Here is a 19,603-nt window from a genome sequence, read left to right as displayed (position 1 = left end):
GGTTCAGATAACTCGTTTCCGCTCGACTTGCATGTGTTAGGCCTGCCGCCAGCGTTCAATCTGAGCCATGATCAAACTCTTCAATTTAAGATTTTGTTCGGCTCAATGAATACTGAACATTACATAACGTAATGTTTGAATTGACTGTGCTGAATCCGAAGATTCAATGGTCACTTCGTTTCATTGAAACCTAATTTGAAACCGAAGTTTCTAATTGGATTATCATCAACGAGTGCCCACACAGATTGATAGGTCTATATTGTTAAAGAGCTTGCTTTTCGATAAGTTTTCTCTCAAAGCGGAGGTGCATTCTAGCGATTTGGTTGTTAGTGTCAAACACTTTTTTCAACTAATTTTTCGTAGAACCTTTTTACCTCTTCGACCCTGCTGAAGCCTTGTGGCGTCTGCCGTGTCGATGGATGCGCATTATAGGGATAAGATTTTCTTTGGCAATACTAAAAATACATTTTTTCTAAAAAAACATGCCAAGTGGATACTTTCCATCCAACCTCAAAATTACCCCGAAATAACACTCAAGATTTCTACAGCTTACCCACAAAAATATGTGGATAACTACTCATCACTATCGAAGAAGTAAGAAATGCGTGAACGCGGATTAAGATACTCTTTGATTTTCTCCGGCAATTTAGACGGATGAACCGCGTTAACTATCTTTATATCCTTTGATGCAAGATCAATGATTGGCGCCTGCGTCCTTGGCACTGATGGGTCGTAAACCAATACATTTGGGAATAATAGATGCGATGCATTCACTGAGATAACCAAGCCCACCATATTATTGGAAAGCTGAACCACAGTGCCTGGAGGAAACACGCCCATAAACTTAATCAGGATATTCAGGTTTTCTTCTTTATATAGGTGTTTACAGTTCTTATATAAATGAGAGAGTGCGGTATAAGGAATTTTTTGCTCTGAGACTATAGGTGTATGACACAAGTTATCAAATGCGTTAGCTACAGCAATAATTTGAGCAAACTCGTTGATCTCATCTCCTTTCAGACCTTTGGGATAGCCAGACCCATCTCTTAGTTCATGGTGCTGTGCAATCACAACTCTCGCAACCTCGGGAAAACCTTCTATTTGACTCGCAAGGTCTACTCCATATTTGGTGTGCAACTTTAAGTAGTTAATTTCTGGTTCCGTCAGCGGTGCTTGCTTTCTTAATATTGCGGTAGGAATTTTTATTTTACCGATATCGTGGAATAGCGCTGAAAATGAAAGCTCTTTCAACTGCGCAGCTGAGTACCCGTTAGCACGGCCAATCATCATGGCGATAACAGCAACGTTCAACGAATGGAAATAAATATCTTCAAACTCATTTTTACCGTTCATCAGATGTAGAGTGACATTATCATCACACATTAACTTCTCGACGATATCTTCAATAAGAAGCTTTGCTTCATCAACGGCAGCTGTTGGACGATTGCGAATTTTCGTCATGACTGAGCGCATACGCGCAAGAGAGCGCTCAAACTCTTTTTCGCACTGAATAACGCGTCGACGATACGCACTTAACTTTTCTATGCGGTTTTGTTTTTCTTGCCAAAGTTTTTGAGTTTCATGATCTAGCGACGCTTCATTCGTTACTCTATCAGCTTGTATCTGGTCGACTGGAAGTGGTGCGGCATCACTTTGCTCTGGATTAAAGTAAACGAACTTTACACCGAGGTGACGGATCATCTCGACTTGTTCTTGATCTTTAATCTTAAAACTATTGAGTAGAAAAGGGTGATCGTTCCACTTTAGCGGAAGACGGATATGTAATCCGGGTTGAATACGATCGACCGTAAGTTTAATGGCTGCCACTTATTCACTACTGATTTACGTTGCCTAAGAGAGTTAGAATACTAGTAAATTTTGTGAATAAATTCATCAGTAAGTATCAAAACATCAGATGGTCATTTCTAATTACTCATTTAATGAGCAAAAGCAAGCTACTTTAAGGTTCGATCTGCTTTGCGTATTTTAAGCTGAGCCTCGAACGTTGGCTTATCTATTATTTCTTGACCTTTGACTAATCCCATTAATGTTTGTACCGCTACACGGGCCATATCACTGATAGGAAAGTGCACTGCCGACACTGTAGGATAAAGGCTTTCACAAAGGTCGACACTGTCAAAGCTAGTTAAAGAGATTTGCTCCGGTACTGAAATATTGTGCTCGTGTAAGTACTGCATTGCACCGACCGTCATTTCCTCACTGCAAGAAAAGACTGCAGTAACTTCAGGGTGTCGTTGTAAAATTGCAGCCATTGCATCATAACCACTTTGCCGACCATAATTCCCTTCTTCACACCAGCTTTCGTCAATATCGATACCTGCATCCTTCATCGCGTCAACGTACCCAAGCTTTCTTAATAAACTATTATGACGTTGGGATGGACCGGTAATACAGGCGATTTTTCTATGACCACCAACTAAAAGATGCTCGACGGCAATACGGCTTGCATGATGATGATTAAAAGTAACGCAACGCTCTTCTATTCCTTCAACATAGCGATCCAGAAGAACGAAAGGCGTAGGCTGTTTTGCTAATTCACGTAAATCATCATCTGACAAATAACGACTATGGAGGACATAGCCATCACAACGCAGATCATTAAAACGCTGAATGGCTTCCTTTTCACCTTCTGCAGAATGATGTCCTTGAGCGGTAATCAGAAACTTTTTATGAATATCCAGCTCAGTCTGAACCTGCTCCATCATCTCTCCAAAGAAGCCCCCCGTATAGTAAGTCACCAATAAGCCAACCATATTACTGGATGAGGTTGCGAGTGAACGAGCAATCGCACTCGGGCGATAATTCAGTTGCGCCATAGCTTGCTCTACTTTTTTTCGAGTTTCTTCGCGAAACTTCCCCTCCCCATTAATGATTCGAGAAACGGTAGAGCGATTTACACCGGCGAGTTCGGCGACATCTTTAATCCTTGCCATAATGCTATTGGGTCCAACTGCAATTGTTATTAAATATCCGTTTGTGTAGAACGGCTGCCAGCAATTCGTAAGGTGCTTATAGGGGGCGAAGCTGGCAGCCTTTAATCATACACCGACCATTTGATTGGTAGAAACGAGCTCAGAGTAATCCGTGACAGCTATACCATGTTGAGCTAACTGTTCTTTTAAAATGGGAGAGGTTAGAACTTGTAACTCTAGCTCTCGCTGAAGCGCATAACCACTCTTTAAAATCAGCGCTTGATCGGCCTCTGCCGGGTGGCACATCACCTCAACCAAATCATAGTTTGTCTTTAGACTCAATAAATGCGCCATCAAACCATCTAAACTTACTTTTTGATCGTAAAACTCGTCAGTAAAGACATACCTTGTTGTCATCGATTCTTGACACAAGCCAGTGCCCCGCAGTGGCACTCGGTATTCACTCGCTACCTCTTTAATAACGGGCAAAATTTGAGGGTGAGTATGCGCGTGATGATGGCTATCTAAGTGGCTTAGCTCTAACCCAAGCGATAAAAAATGTTCCACCTGAGCTTTTGCTTCGTCATAAATGACCTGAGTTTCGAAGTCCTGCTTACCCCACAGTTCGTCGTATTTGATAAAATGCGCTCGACCGTTGGTCAAATTAGGGTGCCCAGTTAGAGGCACTCCCGCTGTAAACCTAAGATGAACGCCAATTCTCAAGTCTGGATTATGGCGAGCCAACTCTAAAGCATGTTTCTCAGCATCCATACCGACCATCATGGTGGTTGAATGAACAACACCTTGCTGATGAGCTTTTACGATGCCGTTATTTACACCTCTCGTTAAACCAAAATCATCAGCATTAAAAATGACTTTCATTGGCGTGCTTCCTTAGTACTACAACGTCGTTAGTTTAAATTGAGGTAAATACGGAGCGTTCACCGCCAGAATATCATCCAGAATTGACTTGGCACGGCCAATGTCAGGCACCAATGGGTTGTTGGTTAGTGCCATGAGCGCTTTGTCATAATTACCTTCAACAGCAGCGTCTATTGTCAACTGTTCATATGCTTTGACTTGATAGAGTAGTCCTTTGATATTGTTTGACAGCTCACCAACCGCAAGAGGTTTCGCGCCCCAACTACCAATCACCGCGCTACACTCAATCACAGCATCGTCAGGGAGGCCGTTAATCGCTCCGTTATTTAAGACGTTAACAACATGAATACTATTACGATTGTTATAAATTGAATCAACCAAGTTTAGTGATGCATCTGAATAATAAGCCCCACCCCGCTCTTCTAACTCTTTCGGCTTATGATCGAGATTAGGATCTTGATAGAGCTTGAATAGCGCATTTTCTGTTTCCATTACCTGCTCAGCACGAGTGCCCTTTTCACCCGCGCTTTGTTTCTCTTCAGCGAGCATAGCATCGGTTTGATAGAAATAACGATGGTAAGGACATGGTATCGCCCCCAGCGCTTTTAGAAATGCGGGATCCCACGGTTCTTCCCAGATGTTCTTCATGCTGAAGTTAGCACCATCACCGACTTTCTCTAATACTGTTTGAGTAATATCTTCTCCATTGAGCCATGCTTTGTGCACCCAAACGAGATGGTTTAATCCGGCAAACTCAAGTTGTAGCTCTTTTGGCTCGCACTCCATCATTTCTGCGATCATCATTTCCATCGAAACCGGCACATTACATAAACCAATACTCTTTACTTTGGTGTACTTACTGACGGCTTCAGAGACCAAACCCGCAGGGTTGGTGAAGTTGAGCATCCATGCATTGGGTGCCAACTCTTCAATATCTTTACATATATCAAGAATAACCGGGATGGTTCGCAGTGCTTTAGCAAACCCACCTGGGCCTGTTGTTTCTTGACCGATGACGTCGTATTTAATTGGAATTCGCTCGTCATTAGCACGAGCAGCAAGGCCACCCACACGGAACTGCGTCATCACAAAGTCCGCATCTTTTATCGCAGCACGACGATCAAAGTCTGCTTTTATCTCAATCTTTGCACCTGCTTTATCAACCATTCGCTGCGCTAGACCTTTGATAATCTCAAGCTTCTCAGCTCCTGACTCAATGTCCACAAAATGAATCTTCTTAACGGGTAAATATTCTAAGCGCTTAATAACCCCTTCAACCAGTTCAGGGGTATAGCTACTACCACCGCCAATAATGGCAAGTTTGATCGCCTCTCTAGACATTTTTCTCCCCTTATTTGTTCGAGATTTTTTTGTTCAGTGCAACGATTTCTACAGCCATTTCTTGAGCCAAAATCGTGGTCATTAAGTGATCTTGAGCATGTACCATCACTAACGTCATCGGGACTTTCCCTTCCCCCTGATCTTCCTCAATCAACTGAGTCTGAATTAAGTGGGCTTTGTTAATGCACTCTCTTGCTTGAGAGAGCTTCTCCTCAGCCGCATCAAAATCTTGTTCTCTAGATAAACGCAACGCCTCGTAGCTCAAACTTCTGGCTTCGCCAGCATTACAGATGATCTCCATCACAACCAATTCTTGTTCCATCATTTTCTCTCCGAAAATCGGGCCGCGGTAATTGCGGCCCATTAAGCACCGTTAAGCAGTAACACCTTCACCTGAAGGTTGTGTCTCATCCTTAGTTTCTTTCGTCGTTGGTAGTTCTTGCTCCAACATTTGCTTCTCAAACATTTTGAAGAATGGGAAGTAGATAATTAGATCAAGAATCAATAAACCAATGACGAGCAATATTGGAGAAAAGGTCCAACCGCTACCCCACGAAGCACCTATCAGTGCTGGTGTTGTCCAAGGCGTTGTAGCGACCCCCATACCCACAAAGCCGACATGCACAGCAAAGTACGCTATCGTAGCGTTGATGACTGGAGCGAAGACGAACGGGATAAACAAGGTCGGGTTCATCACAACTGGGCTACCGAAGATCACAGGTTCATTGATTTGGAAGAAGCCAGGCACCGCACTCATTCGACCAATACTCTTAAGGTGAACAGAACGGCTAAATGACATCAGCATAACAAGAGCAAGTGTTGCACCAGAGCCACCGATAAAGATGTAAAAATCCCAGAAAGGCTGAGTAAATACGTTTGGAATCGGTTCACCTGCAACAAAGGCTTCGATGTTGGCACCAATGTTGGTCAAGAAAATTGGAGAAAGCAGCCCCACAACAATTGCAGCACCATGGATACCCGCAAACCAAAGTAGTTGGCAAAGCAATAGAGCGCCAATAATGGCAGGCAATGAGTTAGACGCACTAATTAAAGGCTTAAAAACTGCCATGACCGCATCTGGAATCAACATGTCGTACTGGGTTTGCACGAAAAGGCTAAGTGGATATAAGGTAATGAATATCGCTAAGACTGGTAACAGTACTTCAAATGATCGTGCAATCGCCGGTGGAACTTGCTCTGGCATGCGAATCGTAATGTTGTGTTTTTTCATAAAACGGTAGAGCTCTACCGAGAAGAATGCACACATCACAGCAGTGAAGATCCCTGTTCCTCCCATATGTGACATAGACAACGCGCCATCTTTAGCAGGGGCCGCGATGAGTAAAAAAGACATCAGCGACAATACAGCACTCGTGATCCCATCCATCTTGTAAGCCTTAGCTAAGCTATAAGCAACGCCGAGCGAAACAAAAATGGTCATGATCCCCATCGACATGTTGTAGGGCATCATTATGGTATCAAAATGTGTGGTGGCGAAATCGAGCCAAATTCGACCAAAAGTAAAGGTCGTGTCTTCGGCAAATGGTGGGAATGCAAAAATCAAAATGAAACTACCGACAATAATAAACGGCATTGCAACTATAAAACCGTCTCTCATTGCTCGAACATGGGGCTGATTCCCCACTTTTGCTGCTATAGGGGCTATATGCTTTTCGACTGCGCCTATAATTGCGTCATAAAGCTTCATAGAATCCATCCTTATTTTAGGCAAAAGAATCCCGCATCAAATATTTATATTTGATGTACAGTTATCTTTTTTAATTTAAAACTATGGTTTAGTTAATTAATTCTAATGCTTGCTCTAGTACTTCCTCTCCCTTCATCATTCCATAATGCTGAGGAGAAATCGCATCAATGTTTTTACCATGCTCTTGCGCCGTTTTTCTTAGCTCTTCTAGCTGAAAACGTACTTGAGGCCCGAGAAGACAAACATCGTACTCTTTAATTGCATCTTCAAATGCATTCACTGACATCGCATCAATTTTGCACTCAATTCCTTTATTTTCAGCAGCTTGCTCCATTTTTTTAACAAGCATACTGGTTGACATCCCTGCGCTACAGCATAAAAGGATCTTTTTCATAGCCTTACTCCCGTTGTGTAAATTTCAACCTGCAAAAACTGTAGCAAAAATAACCAAGACAAAAAAGCGCAACCGGTTGCATTATTCGTGAACACTATCCCAATTTAGAAAATACGACCTGTTTTTTAGTAATTATTTAGGTCTAGGATAAAAGTCAGGAAATAAATTAAGACACTACATTAGGTTTCAAATTATCAATATATTACTACTGACAACGTCGTTATTAATTTCTAAAAAGGAATAGAGAATGAAATTTAATAAATTGGCTATTGCAACGCTTGTAAGTGCCGCACTATCACAATACTCATTTGCTCAAACCGACTCTAAAGGCACCATTTATCTAACGTTTGATGATGGACCAATCAATGCTTCTATTGACGTTATTCAAGTACTTAACCAAGAAGATATCAAAGCGACGTTTTACTTTAATGCTTGGCACTTAGACGGAATTGGTGATGAGAATGAAGACCGTTCGCTAGAAGCCTTAAAGCTCGCATTAGACACTGGTCATATTGTCGCGAACCATAGTTACGATCATATGGTTCATAACTGCGTTGATGAGTTTGGACCTAATAGCGCAGCAGAATGTAATGCTACCGGCGACCACCAGCTTAACTCGTACCAAGATCCTGTTTACGATGCCTCAATGTTTACGGAAAACTTATCTGTGTTAGAGAAGTATTTGCCTAACATTACAAGCTACCCGAATTATAAGGCAACAGAGTTTGCTAGACTGCCCTACACCAACGGCTGGCGCGTGACTAAAGACTTCAAAGCAGATGGATTATGTGCAACGTCTGATAACTTTAAACCTTGGGAACCAGGCTACGTTTGTAATATCAACGACCCATCAAACAGTGTGAAAGCCTCAATTGCGGTACAAAACATTCTGGCTAATAAAGGCTATCAAACACATGGTTGGGATGTAGATTGGGCACCTGAAAACTGGGGGATAGCAATGCCAGCCAACAGTCTAACAGAGGCAGAACCTTTCCTAGGTTACGTAGATGCAGCATTGAACAACTGTGCTCCTACCACCATCAACCCGATCAACTCAAAAGCACAAGAGTTTCCATGTGGTACACCACTCCACGCAGACAAGGTCATTATTCTAACGCATGAGTTTTTGTTTGAAGATGGTAAGCGAGGAATGGGTGCAACCAAGAATTTACCTAAATTAGCGGAATTTATCCGACTAGCAAAACAAGCTGGCTATGTATTCGATACGATGGATAACTACACACCAAACTGGCAAGTTGGTCATAGCTACAACGCTGGCGACTACGTCCTACATTTAGGCACCGTTTACCAAGCAGTGACCAGCCATAACGCACAGCAGGACTGGGCACCTTCCCCAACCTCTAGCCTTTGGACCAATGCTGATCCGGCAACAAATTGGGAAGTGAATGTTTCATATAAAGAGGGAGATGTAGTGACGTACTCTGGCAAACGTTATCTCGTCAACGTCCCACACGTCTCTCAAGCCGATTGGACACCTGACTCACAGAACACCTTGTTCACAGCTCTATAAGCTGTTCCCTACTATTATCATGTAGTAGCTTGCGCGAGGTAATCCCTCGCGCTTTTTTATTTTTAGAAAAGTAAAAATGGAAAGCAGTAAAGAGTGGACTGACTGGGCCTGGCATTCCTGACGCCACGCTGGATTTGAATTCACAAACCCTAGATACAACAAAGCCCCGACTTACGTCGAGGCTTTATCATATGAATTATGGTACCGGTGGGCGGACTTGAACCGCCACGCCCGAAGGCAACGGATTTTGAATCCGTCGTGTATACCAATTTCACCACACCGGCATCTTTGGGCTATTGCCCTTTGATGATTGGCATTATACGGAAGCTTTTGACCTGCGCAAGCAGAAATACCTTAAATAACTATCGTTTGCTGATAATTTCGCCACAAAGTATGACAAAGCTGTACTGAAAAGAAACGTACGCTCCATTTCCTACTACTGATCTAGGTGAAAATGAGTATACGCAACTCTTTTTAAATTCTATTCACTGTAATATCAGAAACATAACCATTCCCAATGCTCGACAAAGCCGTATGGAGCATCTCGGCAGCATCTTCCGCTTGCATGAAGTGACTCGTGTCCATCGTGTTGCCGCTTGTCTTCCAGAATTCCGTATCCATACCACCAGGATAAACCGCGATAATTTTCATCGGCTTTCCTTTTAACTCCAAACGAACCGACTCGATTAATCCTTTGACAGCCCACTTCACAGCACAATACGTAGACTCTTGCGCTTTTGGTTGTTGAGCGGCTGTGGACATGATCATGACCACTTTTATCGGTTGATCTTTGTAACGCTTTACTAACTCTCTTAACACATGAATCGCAGAATTCAGGTTATTATCAATCAGTTTTTGAATCTCTTCCGGCTCCTGCTCTTCCAGTTCGCCAAAATAACCACTTCCTGCACTATGAATGACCATTTCAGGCGGCTGTTTCATCCCATCAAATAGGTGTTTCACATCTTGATGCAGTGAGAGGTTGCAAGCTTGATATCCGACGTTATGAGAGAGTTGTTTAGCTAATGCGGATAGTTTTTCTGTGTTTCTTCCTATGATATACGTCTCTTTGTCTTCCGCATCATAACGCTTTGCCAGCTCTGCCCCTAAACCGCTACTTGCACCTGTAATTACAATCATGGCTACCTCTTTTCTATCACATACTTTTAATGTATCTATCAATTAAGGTAACAGAATCTTGGTAATTCACACCTCAAGAACACCGTTCTTTGAAGCAAGCGGCTTTCTTACTCTCATGATGCATGAAATTCCAAGTAGAACGAGGAAGATTTAACCTATGCTTAAGCAAGAATAACTTTCTGAATTTTCTATCGACTTTCGAGTAAGAACTGAATAGGAGCATGCGAATGACTGGGTCAAAATGGCAATGGTTACTGAAGCAAATGACGCGCAAATTGTGGGTTCGCACATCACTTTATGCCTTACTTGCTGTCGCCACCGCCCTAATATCCATTGTTTTAAACCAGTTCATTACTCTGCCTCCTGCAATCAACGTCAGTAAGGATTTGCTTAACAACATATTAAATATCCTCGCGACTTCCATGCTTGCGGTGACCACATTCTCGCTCAATATAATGGTCTCAGCGTACAGTGCCGCTAGTGCAGGGGTAACGCCGCGAGCGACAAAACTGTTGATGGAAGACAGCACAACACAAAATGCTTTGGCGACCTTTCTTGGCTCTTTTCTATTTAGTTTGGTAGGCATTATCGCGCTAGGCATTGGCGCCTATCATCAACAAGCACAAATTTACCTATTCATCGTTACCATCGCCGTGATCGTGATGATCATACTCACCTTGCTACGTTGGATTCAGCACCTTTCCGTACTAGGGAGAGTCAGTGAAACTACCTCCTACGTGGAACAAGCTTTGTTAGATGCGATAAGAAAACGTGGTCGGGAACGCTGGCTAGGCGCTCACCCATGGAGCCATCCAGAACATAAACCCAGAGGAAGCAAGCCTATTTTCAGCCAAGAAATTGGCTACTTACAGCATGTTGATATGCATCATCTCGATAGTATTGCTGAAGCAAACCAATGCACCATCTATCTTGAACGACAACCAGGAAGTTTTGTGTATGTGAGTCAACCATTGGCTTGGGTTTGTGGAGCGTTGCCAGACGAAAACGAAATAACTGCGGCCTTCACGATTCGAACGGAGCGTTCCTATGATCAAGATCCTCGTTTTGGATTAGTCGTCATGGCGGAGATCGCCTCACGAGCTCTCTCCCCCGCCGTGAATGATAACGGTACCGCGATTGATGTTCTTGGGCGTTCTGTACGAGCGCTTTCATTATGGGGAGAGTTACTCAGCGAGCCGCCTACCAAAACTCGATACCCTAGGCTATTTGTGCCCGCATTGAGCTGCCAGGATTTGTTTGATGATGTCTTTTTGCCAATCGCGCACGATGGTGCAGCGCAACTCCAAATACAGATTCGCCTACAAAAAGCCTTGCTGGCTCTTTCTAGTATGCACCCCAAGTTGTTTTTATCACCTGCAACCAAGCTATCAGAAAAAGCTTTAGAGCTCTCCTTGAGCCAGCATTATACCGAAGATGAGAAACACCAACTCTCTCATCTGTCTAATCTAGTTACAGACCAAAAAGCTAATGGTTAGGCAAGTAAAATTCAGTTGAAATAGGTTACCGAAAGGCCTTGTACATCATGGTATATATTCATAACACACAGCAGAAAAGTCACTTCGTTTATGCATAATTAAAGACTCTGTGCGTTAGGTCTCTTTTCTCTTGGTGAGGGAATCTATATTCTGACGCACAATTTTTAAGGTAAGTGATGGAATAATGACAACGTCTACAACTCTTCCACCTGCTGGTCTCTTTCGTCGACTTGCAGCGTTGATTTACGACACATTGATTATTATCGCAATTGAAATGATGGCCGCAGGTATTGTTATGGCCGTTGTATTTGCACTAAATGCAGCAGGGCTGTTGAGCTACGGCGAGTACGCAGATGCCGCTGATATGCTCGGAAAGCACCCTGTATTAAGCCCTCTATTTACACTGTATCTTGCGGTTGTGTGGATATACTTCTTTGTCTTCTTCTGGACGCGAGCAGGGCAAACACTTGGGATGCGCGCTTGGAAACTTCGAGTTCGCAATGCCAAAGACGGTGCGCCGATTACAGTCACTCAAGCCCTGATCCGCATTGCAACATCTGGCTTTGGTTTGGCAAACCTGACTGTGCCGATTGATCCCAAGAAACGTGGTTTCCACGACATTTGGGCAAAAACAGAGGTTGTTGTGTTGCCTAAGGCAAACTAACTTATCCGGGAATACAAAAAAGGAAGGCATAATGCCTTCCTTTTACACTTTATCCGATGAAGCATGGTTTATTCGGTGATCCTTCAGCTACAGCTTTCTTCTCAGCAGCGCAATCGCAATGGCTAAGAACACCAGACTCGGAGCCAATGCACCAAACACTGGGGATATGCCATATACCAAGCTTAATGGGCCAAAGAACTCACTGGATATATAAAAAGTAAACCCGGCAACCACACCCGATAATACCCTTGCCCCCATGGTCACACTTCTGAGTGGTCCGAAAACAAACGATAGCGCCATCAACATCATCACGGCAATTGAAAGCGGCTGTGTCAACTTACGCCAAAACGCCAATTCATAGCGAGACGCATCTTGCTCTGATGCTTTCAGATAGGTCACGTAATCATACAAACCGCTCAGTGATAACTCTTCAGGCTTTACCGTCACCACAGCTAGCTTATCTGGAGCCAATGACGTATGCCATTCCATCTGTTCGATGTCTTGCTTCGAAATCACGTTTTCATTTTTCATATCCGTGATTTGTACGTCTCGCATCAACCAATTGTTATCTTGTTGATAGTCGACCTCTTCAGCAAAGATAACCTTTTGTAGATTCTTATCATCATCAAAACGCCACATATTTAAAGCATAAAGCTTGTCGTCTTCGACTTTACCTATAAAGATAAAGTCGTTTGCGTCACGAGCCCAAACTCCAGAACGAACTGAGACAATACTACCTCCCGATATCGCAAACGCACGTAAGTCACGCGCCATCTTTTGTGCTTCTGGAGCGCCCCATTGCCCTAACGTCATAACGATAAGCATAAGTGGCACCGCCGTTTTGAGCACGGATAACCCTATATCCAACTTTGAGAAACCAGCAGCTTGCATCACCACCAGCTCAGAGCTTGACGCCAACATACCCAAACCAATAAGGGCACCGAGTAATGCTGCCATTGGGAAGAACATTTCGATATCACGCGGCACACTGAGCAACACAAAGTACAACGCATGAGTGAGGTCATACACGCCTCGCCCTACTTTACGTAACTGTTCTACGTATTTGATGATGCCCGATAAGCCAACAAACGTCGCTAAAACCAAGGCAGTGGTAGAGATGATGGTTCTACCGATGTAAAGGTCTAAGATTTTGAACACAGCTTACGCGAGCCTCTTCTTACGGAATTTGTCTTTTATTCGTCGAGCAGCAACGCTGTCCATCATATTGGCCATGATTGCGACAATCAGTAACATCGCATTAATAGGCCACATGCCGATTGCCGCCGGAATGTCACCATCTTCTAATGCAGATTTTGTTGCACTAATCGCCAGGAAATACGCTAGATAAATAAGAATCGCGGGCCCCATTTTGGCAAATCGTCCCTGACGCGGATTCACCGCTGACAAAGGAATAACCAACATCGTTAAGAGTGGAATACACACAAATAACGAAATGCGCCATTGCAGCTCTGCTTGCGCTTCTGGGTCTGGGTGTCCAATCAAATCGACCGTTGGGTACGCTTCCCAATCTCGCCCTTTCTTTTTGACCTCACGCTGGCCGATAACGCCTTCGTATTCATCGAATTTTGTGATCATATATTCAACGCGAGTAGGTACTCCTTCATAACGCGTGCCTTCTTTCATGGTGATGACCTGACGGCCGTCCGACAGTTCTTTTACTTCACCAGAAGACGAGAACATCACACTCGGTAACACTGAATCTCTCGGGCGCATCTGCGCGACAAAAACGTTGCTCAATGTATTGTCTTTAATGTCATCAATGAACACAACCGATGAACCATCTGGCGTGCCTTGGAATTGCCCTTTCTTTAGCAAGTCAACGCTGTTTTCTGCCGCCACTTGTTCATAAAGTTGCTCAACACGGTCTTGAGACCACGGCGATAACCACAATGCATTGAAAGCCGCCACAGCAGAAGTAATCAGTGCTAAGTACAAGGCCGCTTGTACCAGGAATTTGTTACCAATACCTGTCGCGTTCATAACGACAATTTCGCTCTCTGCATACAGGCGACCAAAGGTGATCAGTATGCCGATATACAGACTCAAAGGCAGCATTAACAACCCCATTGCTGGCATATTCAAACCAACAATCGAGAAAATCAATCCAGCAGGAATATCCCCATCAGAAGCATCAGCAAGAACACTTATGAATTTCTGGCTTACAAACACCAAAAAAAGTACGAAAAAAATCGCAAATTGGCTCTTGAGTGTTTCGCGGATCAAATATCTAACAATAATCACGCTGAAATTACCTATACAAAACTTGTTTTTTTGGTCGAATCACTATAGTTTCCCGTTGAACCATTTATTTTTTTAAAAATTATAAACTAGATGTTAGTCGCTTAATCAGCTCTGCATGTAAACCTGGAGCTAAAATTCAACAAGTAAGCGATCATTATCTAACATTTAGAGCAATTTGTCTTCAGGATGTAGGAGTACGCATGGAGTTCAGTGTAAAAAGTGGCAGTCCAGAGAAACAACGTAGCGCATGTATCGTTGTTGGTGTGTTTGAACCACGTCGCCTTTCTCCAGTAGCCGAACAACTTGATAAAATCAGTGACGGTTACATCAGTTCACTACTTCGCCGTGGTGATCTAGAGGGTAAACCTGGTCAGATGCTGCTACTGCATCAAGTACCAGGTGTTTTGTCAGAGCGCGTTTTACTTGTCGGTTGCGGCAAAGAGCGTGAACTTGGCGAGCGCCAGTACAAGGAAATCATTCAAAAGACGATCAGCACACTTAACGAGACAGGCTCAATGGAAGCGGTATGTTTCCTAACTGAACTGCATGTTAAGGGTCGTGATACATACTGGAAAGTGCGCCAGGCTGTAGAAGCGACTAAAGATGGTCTATACACATTTAATCAATTCAAGAGCGTTAAACCTGAGACTCGCCGCCCACTGCGCAAGCTTGTTTTCAATGTACCAACGCGTCGTGAATTAAACTTGGGTGAAAAAGCAATCACTCATGGTCTAGCTATCGCATCAGGTGTCAAAGCCTCAAAAGACCTTGGCAACATGCCGCCAAACGTAGCTAATCCAGCTTACCTTGCTTCTCAAGCTCGTCGTCTAGCGGACGATTACGAAACCGTAACCACCAAAATCATTGGTGAGCAAGAGATGGAAAAACTGGGTATGACCTCTTACCTAGCAGTCGGTCGTGGTTCTAAAAACGAATCTATGATGTCTATCATCGAGTACAAAGGTAACCCTGACTCAGATGCAAAACCTATTGTGCTAGTAGGTAAAGGTCTAACCTTCGATTCAGGCGGTATCTCTCTAAAACCGGGCGAAGGTATGGATGAGATGAAGTACGACATGTGTGGTGCGGCATCGGTATTCGGTACAATGAAAGCGCTAGCGAAGCTAAACCTACCAATTAACGTTATTGGTGTTCTAGCAGGCTGTGAAAACATGCCAGGCAGCAACGCTTACCGTCCAGGTGATATCCTAACGACAATGTCTGGTCAAACTGTAGAAGTTCTGAACACGGATGCGGAAGGTCGTCTTGTTCTTTGTGACGCACTGACTTACGTAGAGCGTTTCGAACCAGACTGCGTGGTTGACGTTGCAACCCTAACTGGTGCTTGTGTTATCGCACTAGGCCACCACATCAGTGGCGTTATCTCTAACCACAACCCTCTTTCTCATGAGCTAGTTAACGCTTCAGAGCAAGCGAGTGACCGTGCATGGCGTCTACCAATGGCAGATGAGTACCACGAGCAGTTAAAGAGCCCGTTTGCGGATATGGCAAACATTGGTGGCCGTCCTGCTGGTACTATCACTGCGGGTTGCTTCTTATCTAAGTTCGCGAAGAAGTACAATTGGGCACACGTCGATATCGCAGGTACTGCGTGGAAATCAGGCGCAGCGAAAGGCTCAACGGGCCGTCCTGTCTCAATGCTTGTCCAATTCCTTTTGAACCGCAGCGGCCAAGAGACAGAAGAGTAATTTCTGAACAAAATCTAAAAGGGCCGCAAGGCCCTTTTTTATTATCCTAATTTTCTAAAATGAAAATGGGATTTAAGATGGTCTTAGGAAGAGACCCAAGGCAAGTGAGAGAATGATGCAAACTGCAACCTTCTACATCATTAACGAAGAGAGCCCGCAAGCAACGGTGGCTGGCTTTGAAGAGTACATTGTGTTTTTGGCGCAGCACTTTGCCCGCCAAGGCGCTAAAGTGTATTTAAACTGCCAAGACAAACCACACGCCGAGCAGCTCGCTGAAGCCTTTTGGCAAGTTGATGCAGACAAGTTCATGGCACATAACCTCGTAGGCGAGGGACCGAAATACGCCACCAATATTGAGATCGGCCATAACGGTGTAAAGCCGTCTTGGAATCGTCAATTGGTAATTAATTTGGCGGAAAATGAGACAACCTTTGCGAACAAGTTTGCTCAAGTGGTAGACTTCGTGCCCTGCGAAGAAAAAGCTAAACAACTCGCAAGAGAAAGATATAAAATTTACCGTCAAGCAGGTTACCAGCTGCAAACGATCGAAATTCAATATCCTTAACGGTCAATCCTTATAGTTAAGGCGATCTTGTTAAGATCCCTCACTTATAAAGATTGACTAAGATTCAACCATCAACGTATCCATTAAAAGAGCGCTATGGAAAAGACATACAACCCAACTTCAATCGAACAAGCTCTGTATCAGACTTGGGAAGAGAAAGGCTACTTTAAGCCACACGGTGACACTACTAAAGAATCATACAGCATCATGATCCCGCCACCGAACGTCACTGGTAGCCTACACATGGGCCACGCGTTCCAAGATACGATCATGGATACGCTTATCCGTTGTGAACGTATGAAGGGTAAAAACACCCTTTGGCAAGTAGGTACTGACCACGCTGGTATCGCAACTCAGATGGTTGTTGAGCGTAAGATCGCTGCAGAAGAAGGCAAAACAAAACACGATTACGGTCGTGAAGCTTTCATCGACAAAATCTGGGAATGGAAAGGCGAATCTGGCGGCACTATCACTAAGCAGCTTCGTCGTCTTGGCGCATCTGTAGACTGGGATCGTGAGCGCTTTACGATGGACGATGGTCTATCTAACGCCGTTCAAGAAGTATTCGTACGTCTATACGAAGACGATCTAATCTACCGCGGTAAGCGTCTGGTTAACTGGGATCCAAAGCTACACACAGCGATTTCAGATCTAGAAGTAGAGAACAAAGACACTAAAGGCAACATGTGGCACTTCCGCTACCCACTAGCAGATGGCGCTAAAACAGCGGATGGCAAAGACTACATCGTTGTTGCAACGACTCGTCCAGAGACCATGCTAGGCGATACGGGTGTTGCAGTTAACCCAGAAGATCCACGTTACAAAGATCTTATCGGTAAAGAAATCATCCTTCCTATCGTTGATCGTCGCATCCCAATCGTGGGCGATGAGCACGCAGATATGGAAAAAGGTACTGGCTGTGTGAAAATCACACCTGCGCACGACTTCAACGACTACGAAGTTGGTAAGCGCCACCAGCTACCAATGATCAACATTCTGACTTTCGACGCGAACATCCGCGACGCAGCAGAAGTATTCAACACTAACGGCGAAGCAAGCGACGCTTACAGCACTGAGCTACCAGCTAAATACCACGGTATGGAGCGTTTTGCCGCTCGTAAAGCTATCGTTGCTGAATTCGACGAGCTAGGTCTACTTGAAGAAGTAAAAGATCACGATCTACAAGTTCCTTACGGCGACCGTGGTGGCGTGGTTATCGAACCAATGCTAACTGACCAATGGTACGTACGTACTGCGCCTCTAGCGAAAACAGCAGTTGAAGCAGTAGAAAACGGCGACATCCAATTCGTTCCTAAGCAATACGAAAACATGTACTTCTCTTGGATGCGTGACGTTCAAGACTGGTGTATCTCTCGTCAGCTATGGTGGGGTCACCGCATCCCAGCTTGGTACGACAACCAAGGTAATGTTTACGTAGGTCGCACTGAAGAAGAAGTTCGTAAGAACAACAACCTAGAGTCAGTCATTGAACTGCACCAAGACGAAGACGTACTGGATACATGGTTCTCTTCTGCACTATGGACGTTCGGTACTCAAGGTTGGCCAGAGCAAACTGACGATCTGAAAGTATTCCACCCTTCAGACGTTCTAGTAACTGGTTTCGACATCATCTTCTTCTGGGTTGCGCGCATGATCATGATGACCATGCACTTCGTGAAAGACGAAAATGGCAAACCACAAGTACCATTTAAGACAGTTTACGTTACCGGCCTAATCCGTGACGAAAACGGCGACAAGATGTCGAAGTCGAAAGGTAACGTACTTGACCCAATCGACATGATCGATGGTATCGACCTAGAGTCTCTAGTAGAGAAGCGTTGTGGCAACATGATGCAGCCTCAGCTAGCGAAGAAGATCGAGAAAAACACTCGTAAGACGTTTGAAAACGGTATCGAAGCATACGGTACAGACGCACTGCGTTTCACTCTTGCAGCAATGGCATCAACAGGTCGCGATATCAACTGGGATATGAAGCGTCTTGAAGGTTACCGTAACTTCTGTAACAAACTATGGAACGCAAGCCGTTACGTAATGATGAACACAGAAGAGCAAGATTGTGGTTTTGGTGAAGGTGAGATCGAGTACTCACTAGCAGACAAGTGGATCGAGTCTCAGTTTGAACTCGCAGCGAAAGCGTTCAACAACCATATCGACAACTTCCGTCTAGATATGGCTGCAAACACACTTTACGAATTCATCTGGAACCAATTCTGTGACTGGTACCTAGAGCTAACTAAACCCGTTCTATGGAAAGGTACTGAAGCGCAACAGCGTGGTACTCGCCGTACACTAATCACGGTACTTGAGAAGACGCTACGTCTGGCTCACCCAGTGATTCCTTACATCACAGAAACTATCTGGCAAAGCATCAAGCCACTAGTTGACGGTGTTGAGGGCGAGACAATCATGCTACAAACGCTGCCTCAATTCGACGAAGCGAACTTCCACCAAGAAGCGCTAGACGACATCGAGTGGGTGAAAGCGTTCATCACTAGCATCCGCAACCTACGTGCAGAGTACGACATCAACCCTGGCAAGCCTCTAGACGTTATGCTGAAAGCAGCGAATGAGAAAGACGCCTCTCGTCTAGAAGCAAGCAAACAAGTATTGATGTCTCTAGCGAAGCTAGAAGCAGTACGCGTGCTTGAAGCCGGCGAAGAGACCCCTGCGTGTGCAACGGCACTGGTTGGCAAGTCTGAGCTGATGATCCCAATGGCGGGTTTGATCGACAAAGATGCAGAGCTTGCTCGTCTAGATGGCGAAATCAAGAAGACGCACGGCGAAATCAAGCGTATCGAAGGCAAACTGGGCAACGAAGGCTTTGTAGCGAAAGCACCTGAAGCGGTTGTTGCTAAAGAGCGTGAGAAGCTTGAAGGCTACAAAGAGACACTAGCTAAGCTAGAAGAGCAGAAGACAACGATCGCTGCACTTTAAGCCTCAGTGAAAGAGAAGAACTA

Annotated in this window: 16 protein-coding genes, 1 tRNA gene and 1 rRNA gene; 6 read left to right on the top strand and 12 right to left on the bottom strand. The window is 44.4% G+C overall.

Features of this window, described 5'->3' with window-relative positions; translation table 11 throughout:
• The 8 genes from L3V30_RS20580 to L3V30_RS20545 form a co-directional block, all read right to left on the bottom strand.
• Positions 1-87 (bottom strand): 16S ribosomal RNA (locus tag L3V30_RS20580); the annotation flags it as partial.
• 486 nt (positions 88-573) lie between these two features.
• Positions 574-1,827 carry an HD-GYP domain-containing protein gene (locus L3V30_RS20575; RefSeq protein WP_048626864.1) on the bottom strand — a complete coding sequence of 418 codons (1,254 nt, stop codon included), beginning with the start codon at positions 1,825-1,827 and terminating at the stop codon, positions 574-576.
• A 128-nt stretch (positions 1,828-1,955) separates the two neighbouring features.
• Positions 1,956-2,954 (bottom strand): LacI family DNA-binding transcriptional regulator, encoded by a 999-nt coding sequence (locus L3V30_RS20570; protein WP_237309686.1) that lies wholly within the window; start codon positions 2,952-2,954, stop codon positions 1,956-1,958.
• 105 nt (positions 2,955-3,059) lie between these two features.
• Positions 3,060-3,815, bottom strand: coding sequence for a chitin disaccharide deacetylase (gene chbG, locus L3V30_RS20565; protein WP_006742368.1), 756 nt, complete (start codon positions 3,813-3,815; stop codon positions 3,060-3,062).
• Positions 3,816-3,833: 18 nt separating this feature from the next.
• Positions 3,834-5,156, bottom strand: a complete 1,323-nt coding sequence (locus tag L3V30_RS20560; protein WP_005397437.1) for a 6-phospho-beta-glucosidase — start codon at positions 5,154-5,156, stop codon at positions 3,834-3,836.
• 10 nt (positions 5,157-5,166) lie between these two features.
• On the bottom strand, positions 5,167-5,478 hold the full coding sequence (locus L3V30_RS20555; protein ID WP_031780628.1) for a PTS lactose/cellobiose transporter subunit IIA: 312 nt from the start codon (positions 5,476-5,478) through the stop codon (positions 5,167-5,169).
• A 51-nt stretch (positions 5,479-5,529) separates the two neighbouring features.
• A complete protein-coding gene (locus L3V30_RS20550; RefSeq protein WP_237309685.1) occupies positions 5,530-6,864 on the bottom strand; it encodes a PTS sugar transporter subunit IIC in 1,335 nt (444 codons plus the stop codon).
• 88 nt (positions 6,865-6,952) lie between these two features.
• The gene (locus L3V30_RS20545; RefSeq protein ID WP_025767645.1) at positions 6,953-7,258 is read right to left on the bottom strand and encodes a PTS sugar transporter subunit IIB; all 306 of its coding nucleotides are present in this window, start codon (positions 7,256-7,258) and stop codon (positions 6,953-6,955) included.
• Positions 7,259-7,505: 247 nt separating this feature from the next.
• Here L3V30_RS20545 and L3V30_RS20540 point away from each other — a divergent pair, with 247 nt between their 5' ends.
• The gene (locus L3V30_RS20540; RefSeq protein ID WP_237309683.1) at positions 7,506-8,789 is read left to right on the top strand and encodes a carbohydrate-binding protein; all 1,284 of its coding nucleotides are present in this window, start codon (positions 7,506-7,508) and stop codon (positions 8,787-8,789) included.
• A 199-nt stretch (positions 8,790-8,988) separates the two neighbouring features.
• On the opposite strand, the gene L3V30_RS20535 is transcribed toward L3V30_RS20540, so the two are convergent.
• Both L3V30_RS20535 and L3V30_RS20530 read right to left on the bottom strand, forming a co-directional pair.
• Positions 8,989-9,073, bottom strand: a tRNA-Leu gene (locus tag L3V30_RS20535).
• Positions 9,074-9,263: 190 nt separating this feature from the next.
• Positions 9,264-9,929 carry an SDR family NAD(P)-dependent oxidoreductase gene (locus L3V30_RS20530; protein ID WP_104969819.1) on the bottom strand — a complete coding sequence of 222 codons (666 nt, stop codon included), beginning with the start codon at positions 9,927-9,929 and terminating at the stop codon, positions 9,264-9,266.
• A 227-nt stretch (positions 9,930-10,156) separates the two neighbouring features.
• Here L3V30_RS20530 and L3V30_RS20525 point away from each other — a divergent pair, with 227 nt between their 5' ends.
• Both L3V30_RS20525 and L3V30_RS20520 read left to right on the top strand, forming a co-directional pair.
• Positions 10,157-11,425 carry a DUF2254 domain-containing protein gene (locus L3V30_RS20525; protein WP_005397451.1) on the top strand — a complete coding sequence of 423 codons (1,269 nt, stop codon included), beginning with the start codon at positions 10,157-10,159 and terminating at the stop codon, positions 11,423-11,425.
• A 184-nt stretch (positions 11,426-11,609) separates the two neighbouring features.
• Positions 11,610-12,089: an RDD family protein gene (locus L3V30_RS20520; protein WP_005397453.1), complete on the top strand. Its 480-nt coding sequence runs from the start codon at positions 11,610-11,612 to the stop codon at positions 12,087-12,089.
• An 87-nt stretch (positions 12,090-12,176) separates the two neighbouring features.
• Here the strand turns inward: L3V30_RS20520 and lptG are convergent, their stop codons facing one another.
• Both lptG and lptF read right to left on the bottom strand, forming a co-directional pair.
• A complete protein-coding gene (gene lptG, locus L3V30_RS20515; RefSeq protein WP_046873614.1) occupies positions 12,177-13,247 on the bottom strand; it encodes an LPS export ABC transporter permease LptG in 1,071 nt (356 codons plus the stop codon).
• Between the two features lie 3 nt (positions 13,248-13,250).
• Positions 13,251-14,351 (bottom strand): LPS export ABC transporter permease LptF, encoded by a 1,101-nt coding sequence (lptF, locus tag L3V30_RS20510; protein ID WP_006742363.1) that lies wholly within the window; start codon positions 14,349-14,351, stop codon positions 13,251-13,253.
• A gap of 200 nt (positions 14,352-14,551) precedes the next feature.
• On the opposite strand from lptF, the gene pepA reads away from it, so the two are divergent.
• The 3 genes from pepA (at position 14,552) to L3V30_RS20495 (ending at position 19,580) form a co-directional block, all read left to right on the top strand.
• Complete coding sequence (gene pepA / locus L3V30_RS20505; RefSeq protein ID WP_005397459.1) at positions 14,552-16,060, top strand: leucyl aminopeptidase; 1,509 nt, start codon at positions 14,552-14,554, stop codon at positions 16,058-16,060.
• 115 nt (positions 16,061-16,175) lie between these two features.
• Positions 16,176-16,625, top strand: coding sequence for a DNA polymerase III subunit chi (locus L3V30_RS20500; RefSeq protein ID WP_046873623.1), 450 nt, complete (start codon positions 16,176-16,178; stop codon positions 16,623-16,625).
• A gap of 96 nt (positions 16,626-16,721) precedes the next feature.
• Positions 16,722-19,580, top strand: a complete 2,859-nt coding sequence (locus L3V30_RS20495) for a valine--tRNA ligase (protein WP_109170275.1) — start codon at positions 16,722-16,724, stop codon at positions 19,578-19,580.
• Positions 19,581-19,603 lie beyond the last annotated feature (23 nt).

Origin of the sequence: Vibrio sp. A1-1 (assembly GCF_021728175.1) — a bacterium.
Taxonomy (GTDB): Bacteria; Pseudomonadota; Gammaproteobacteria; order Enterobacterales; family Vibrionaceae; genus Vibrio; species Vibrio diabolicus.
This window is presented reverse-complemented; position numbering and strand designations above follow the sequence as displayed.

Bases quoted from the DNA above. Each gene is read 5' to 3' on its own strand.
- L3V30_RS20570 (WP_237309686.1), bottom strand. From the start codon at position 2,954: ATGGCAAGGATTAAAGATGTCGCCGAACTCGCCGGTGTAAATCGCTCT.
- chbG (WP_006742368.1), bottom strand. From the start codon at position 3,815: ATGAAAGTCATTTTTAATGCTGATGATTTTGGTTTAACGAGAGGTGTA.
- L3V30_RS20560 (WP_005397437.1), bottom strand. From the start codon at position 5,156: ATGTCTAGAGAGGCGATCAAACTTGCCATTATTGGCGGTGGTAGTAGC.
- L3V30_RS20555 (WP_031780628.1), bottom strand. From the start codon at position 5,478: ATGGAACAAGAATTGGTTGTGATGGAGATCATCTGTAATGCTGGCGAA.
- L3V30_RS20550 (WP_237309685.1), bottom strand. From the start codon at position 6,864: ATGAAGCTTTATGACGCAATTATAGGCGCAGTCGAAAAGCATATAGCC.
- L3V30_RS20545 (WP_025767645.1), bottom strand. From the start codon at position 7,258: ATGAAAAAGATCCTTTTATGCTGTAGCGCAGGGATGTCAACCAGTATG.
- L3V30_RS20540 (WP_237309683.1), top strand. From the start codon at position 7,506: ATGAAATTTAATAAATTGGCTATTGCAACGCTTGTAAGTGCCGCACTA.
- L3V30_RS20530 (WP_104969819.1), bottom strand. From the start codon at position 9,929: ATGATTGTAATTACAGGTGCAAGTAGCGGTTTAGGGGCAGAGCTGGCA.
- L3V30_RS20525 (WP_005397451.1), top strand. From the start codon at position 10,157: ATGACTGGGTCAAAATGGCAATGGTTACTGAAGCAAATGACGCGCAAA.
- L3V30_RS20520 (WP_005397453.1), top strand. From the start codon at position 11,610: ATGACAACGTCTACAACTCTTCCACCTGCTGGTCTCTTTCGTCGACTT.
- pepA (WP_005397459.1), top strand. From the start codon at position 14,552: ATGGAGTTCAGTGTAAAAAGTGGCAGTCCAGAGAAACAACGTAGCGCA.
- L3V30_RS20500 (WP_046873623.1), top strand. From the start codon at position 16,176: ATGCAAACTGCAACCTTCTACATCATTAACGAAGAGAGCCCGCAAGCA.
- L3V30_RS20495 (WP_109170275.1), top strand. From the start codon at position 16,722: ATGGAAAAGACATACAACCCAACTTCAATCGAACAAGCTCTGTATCAG.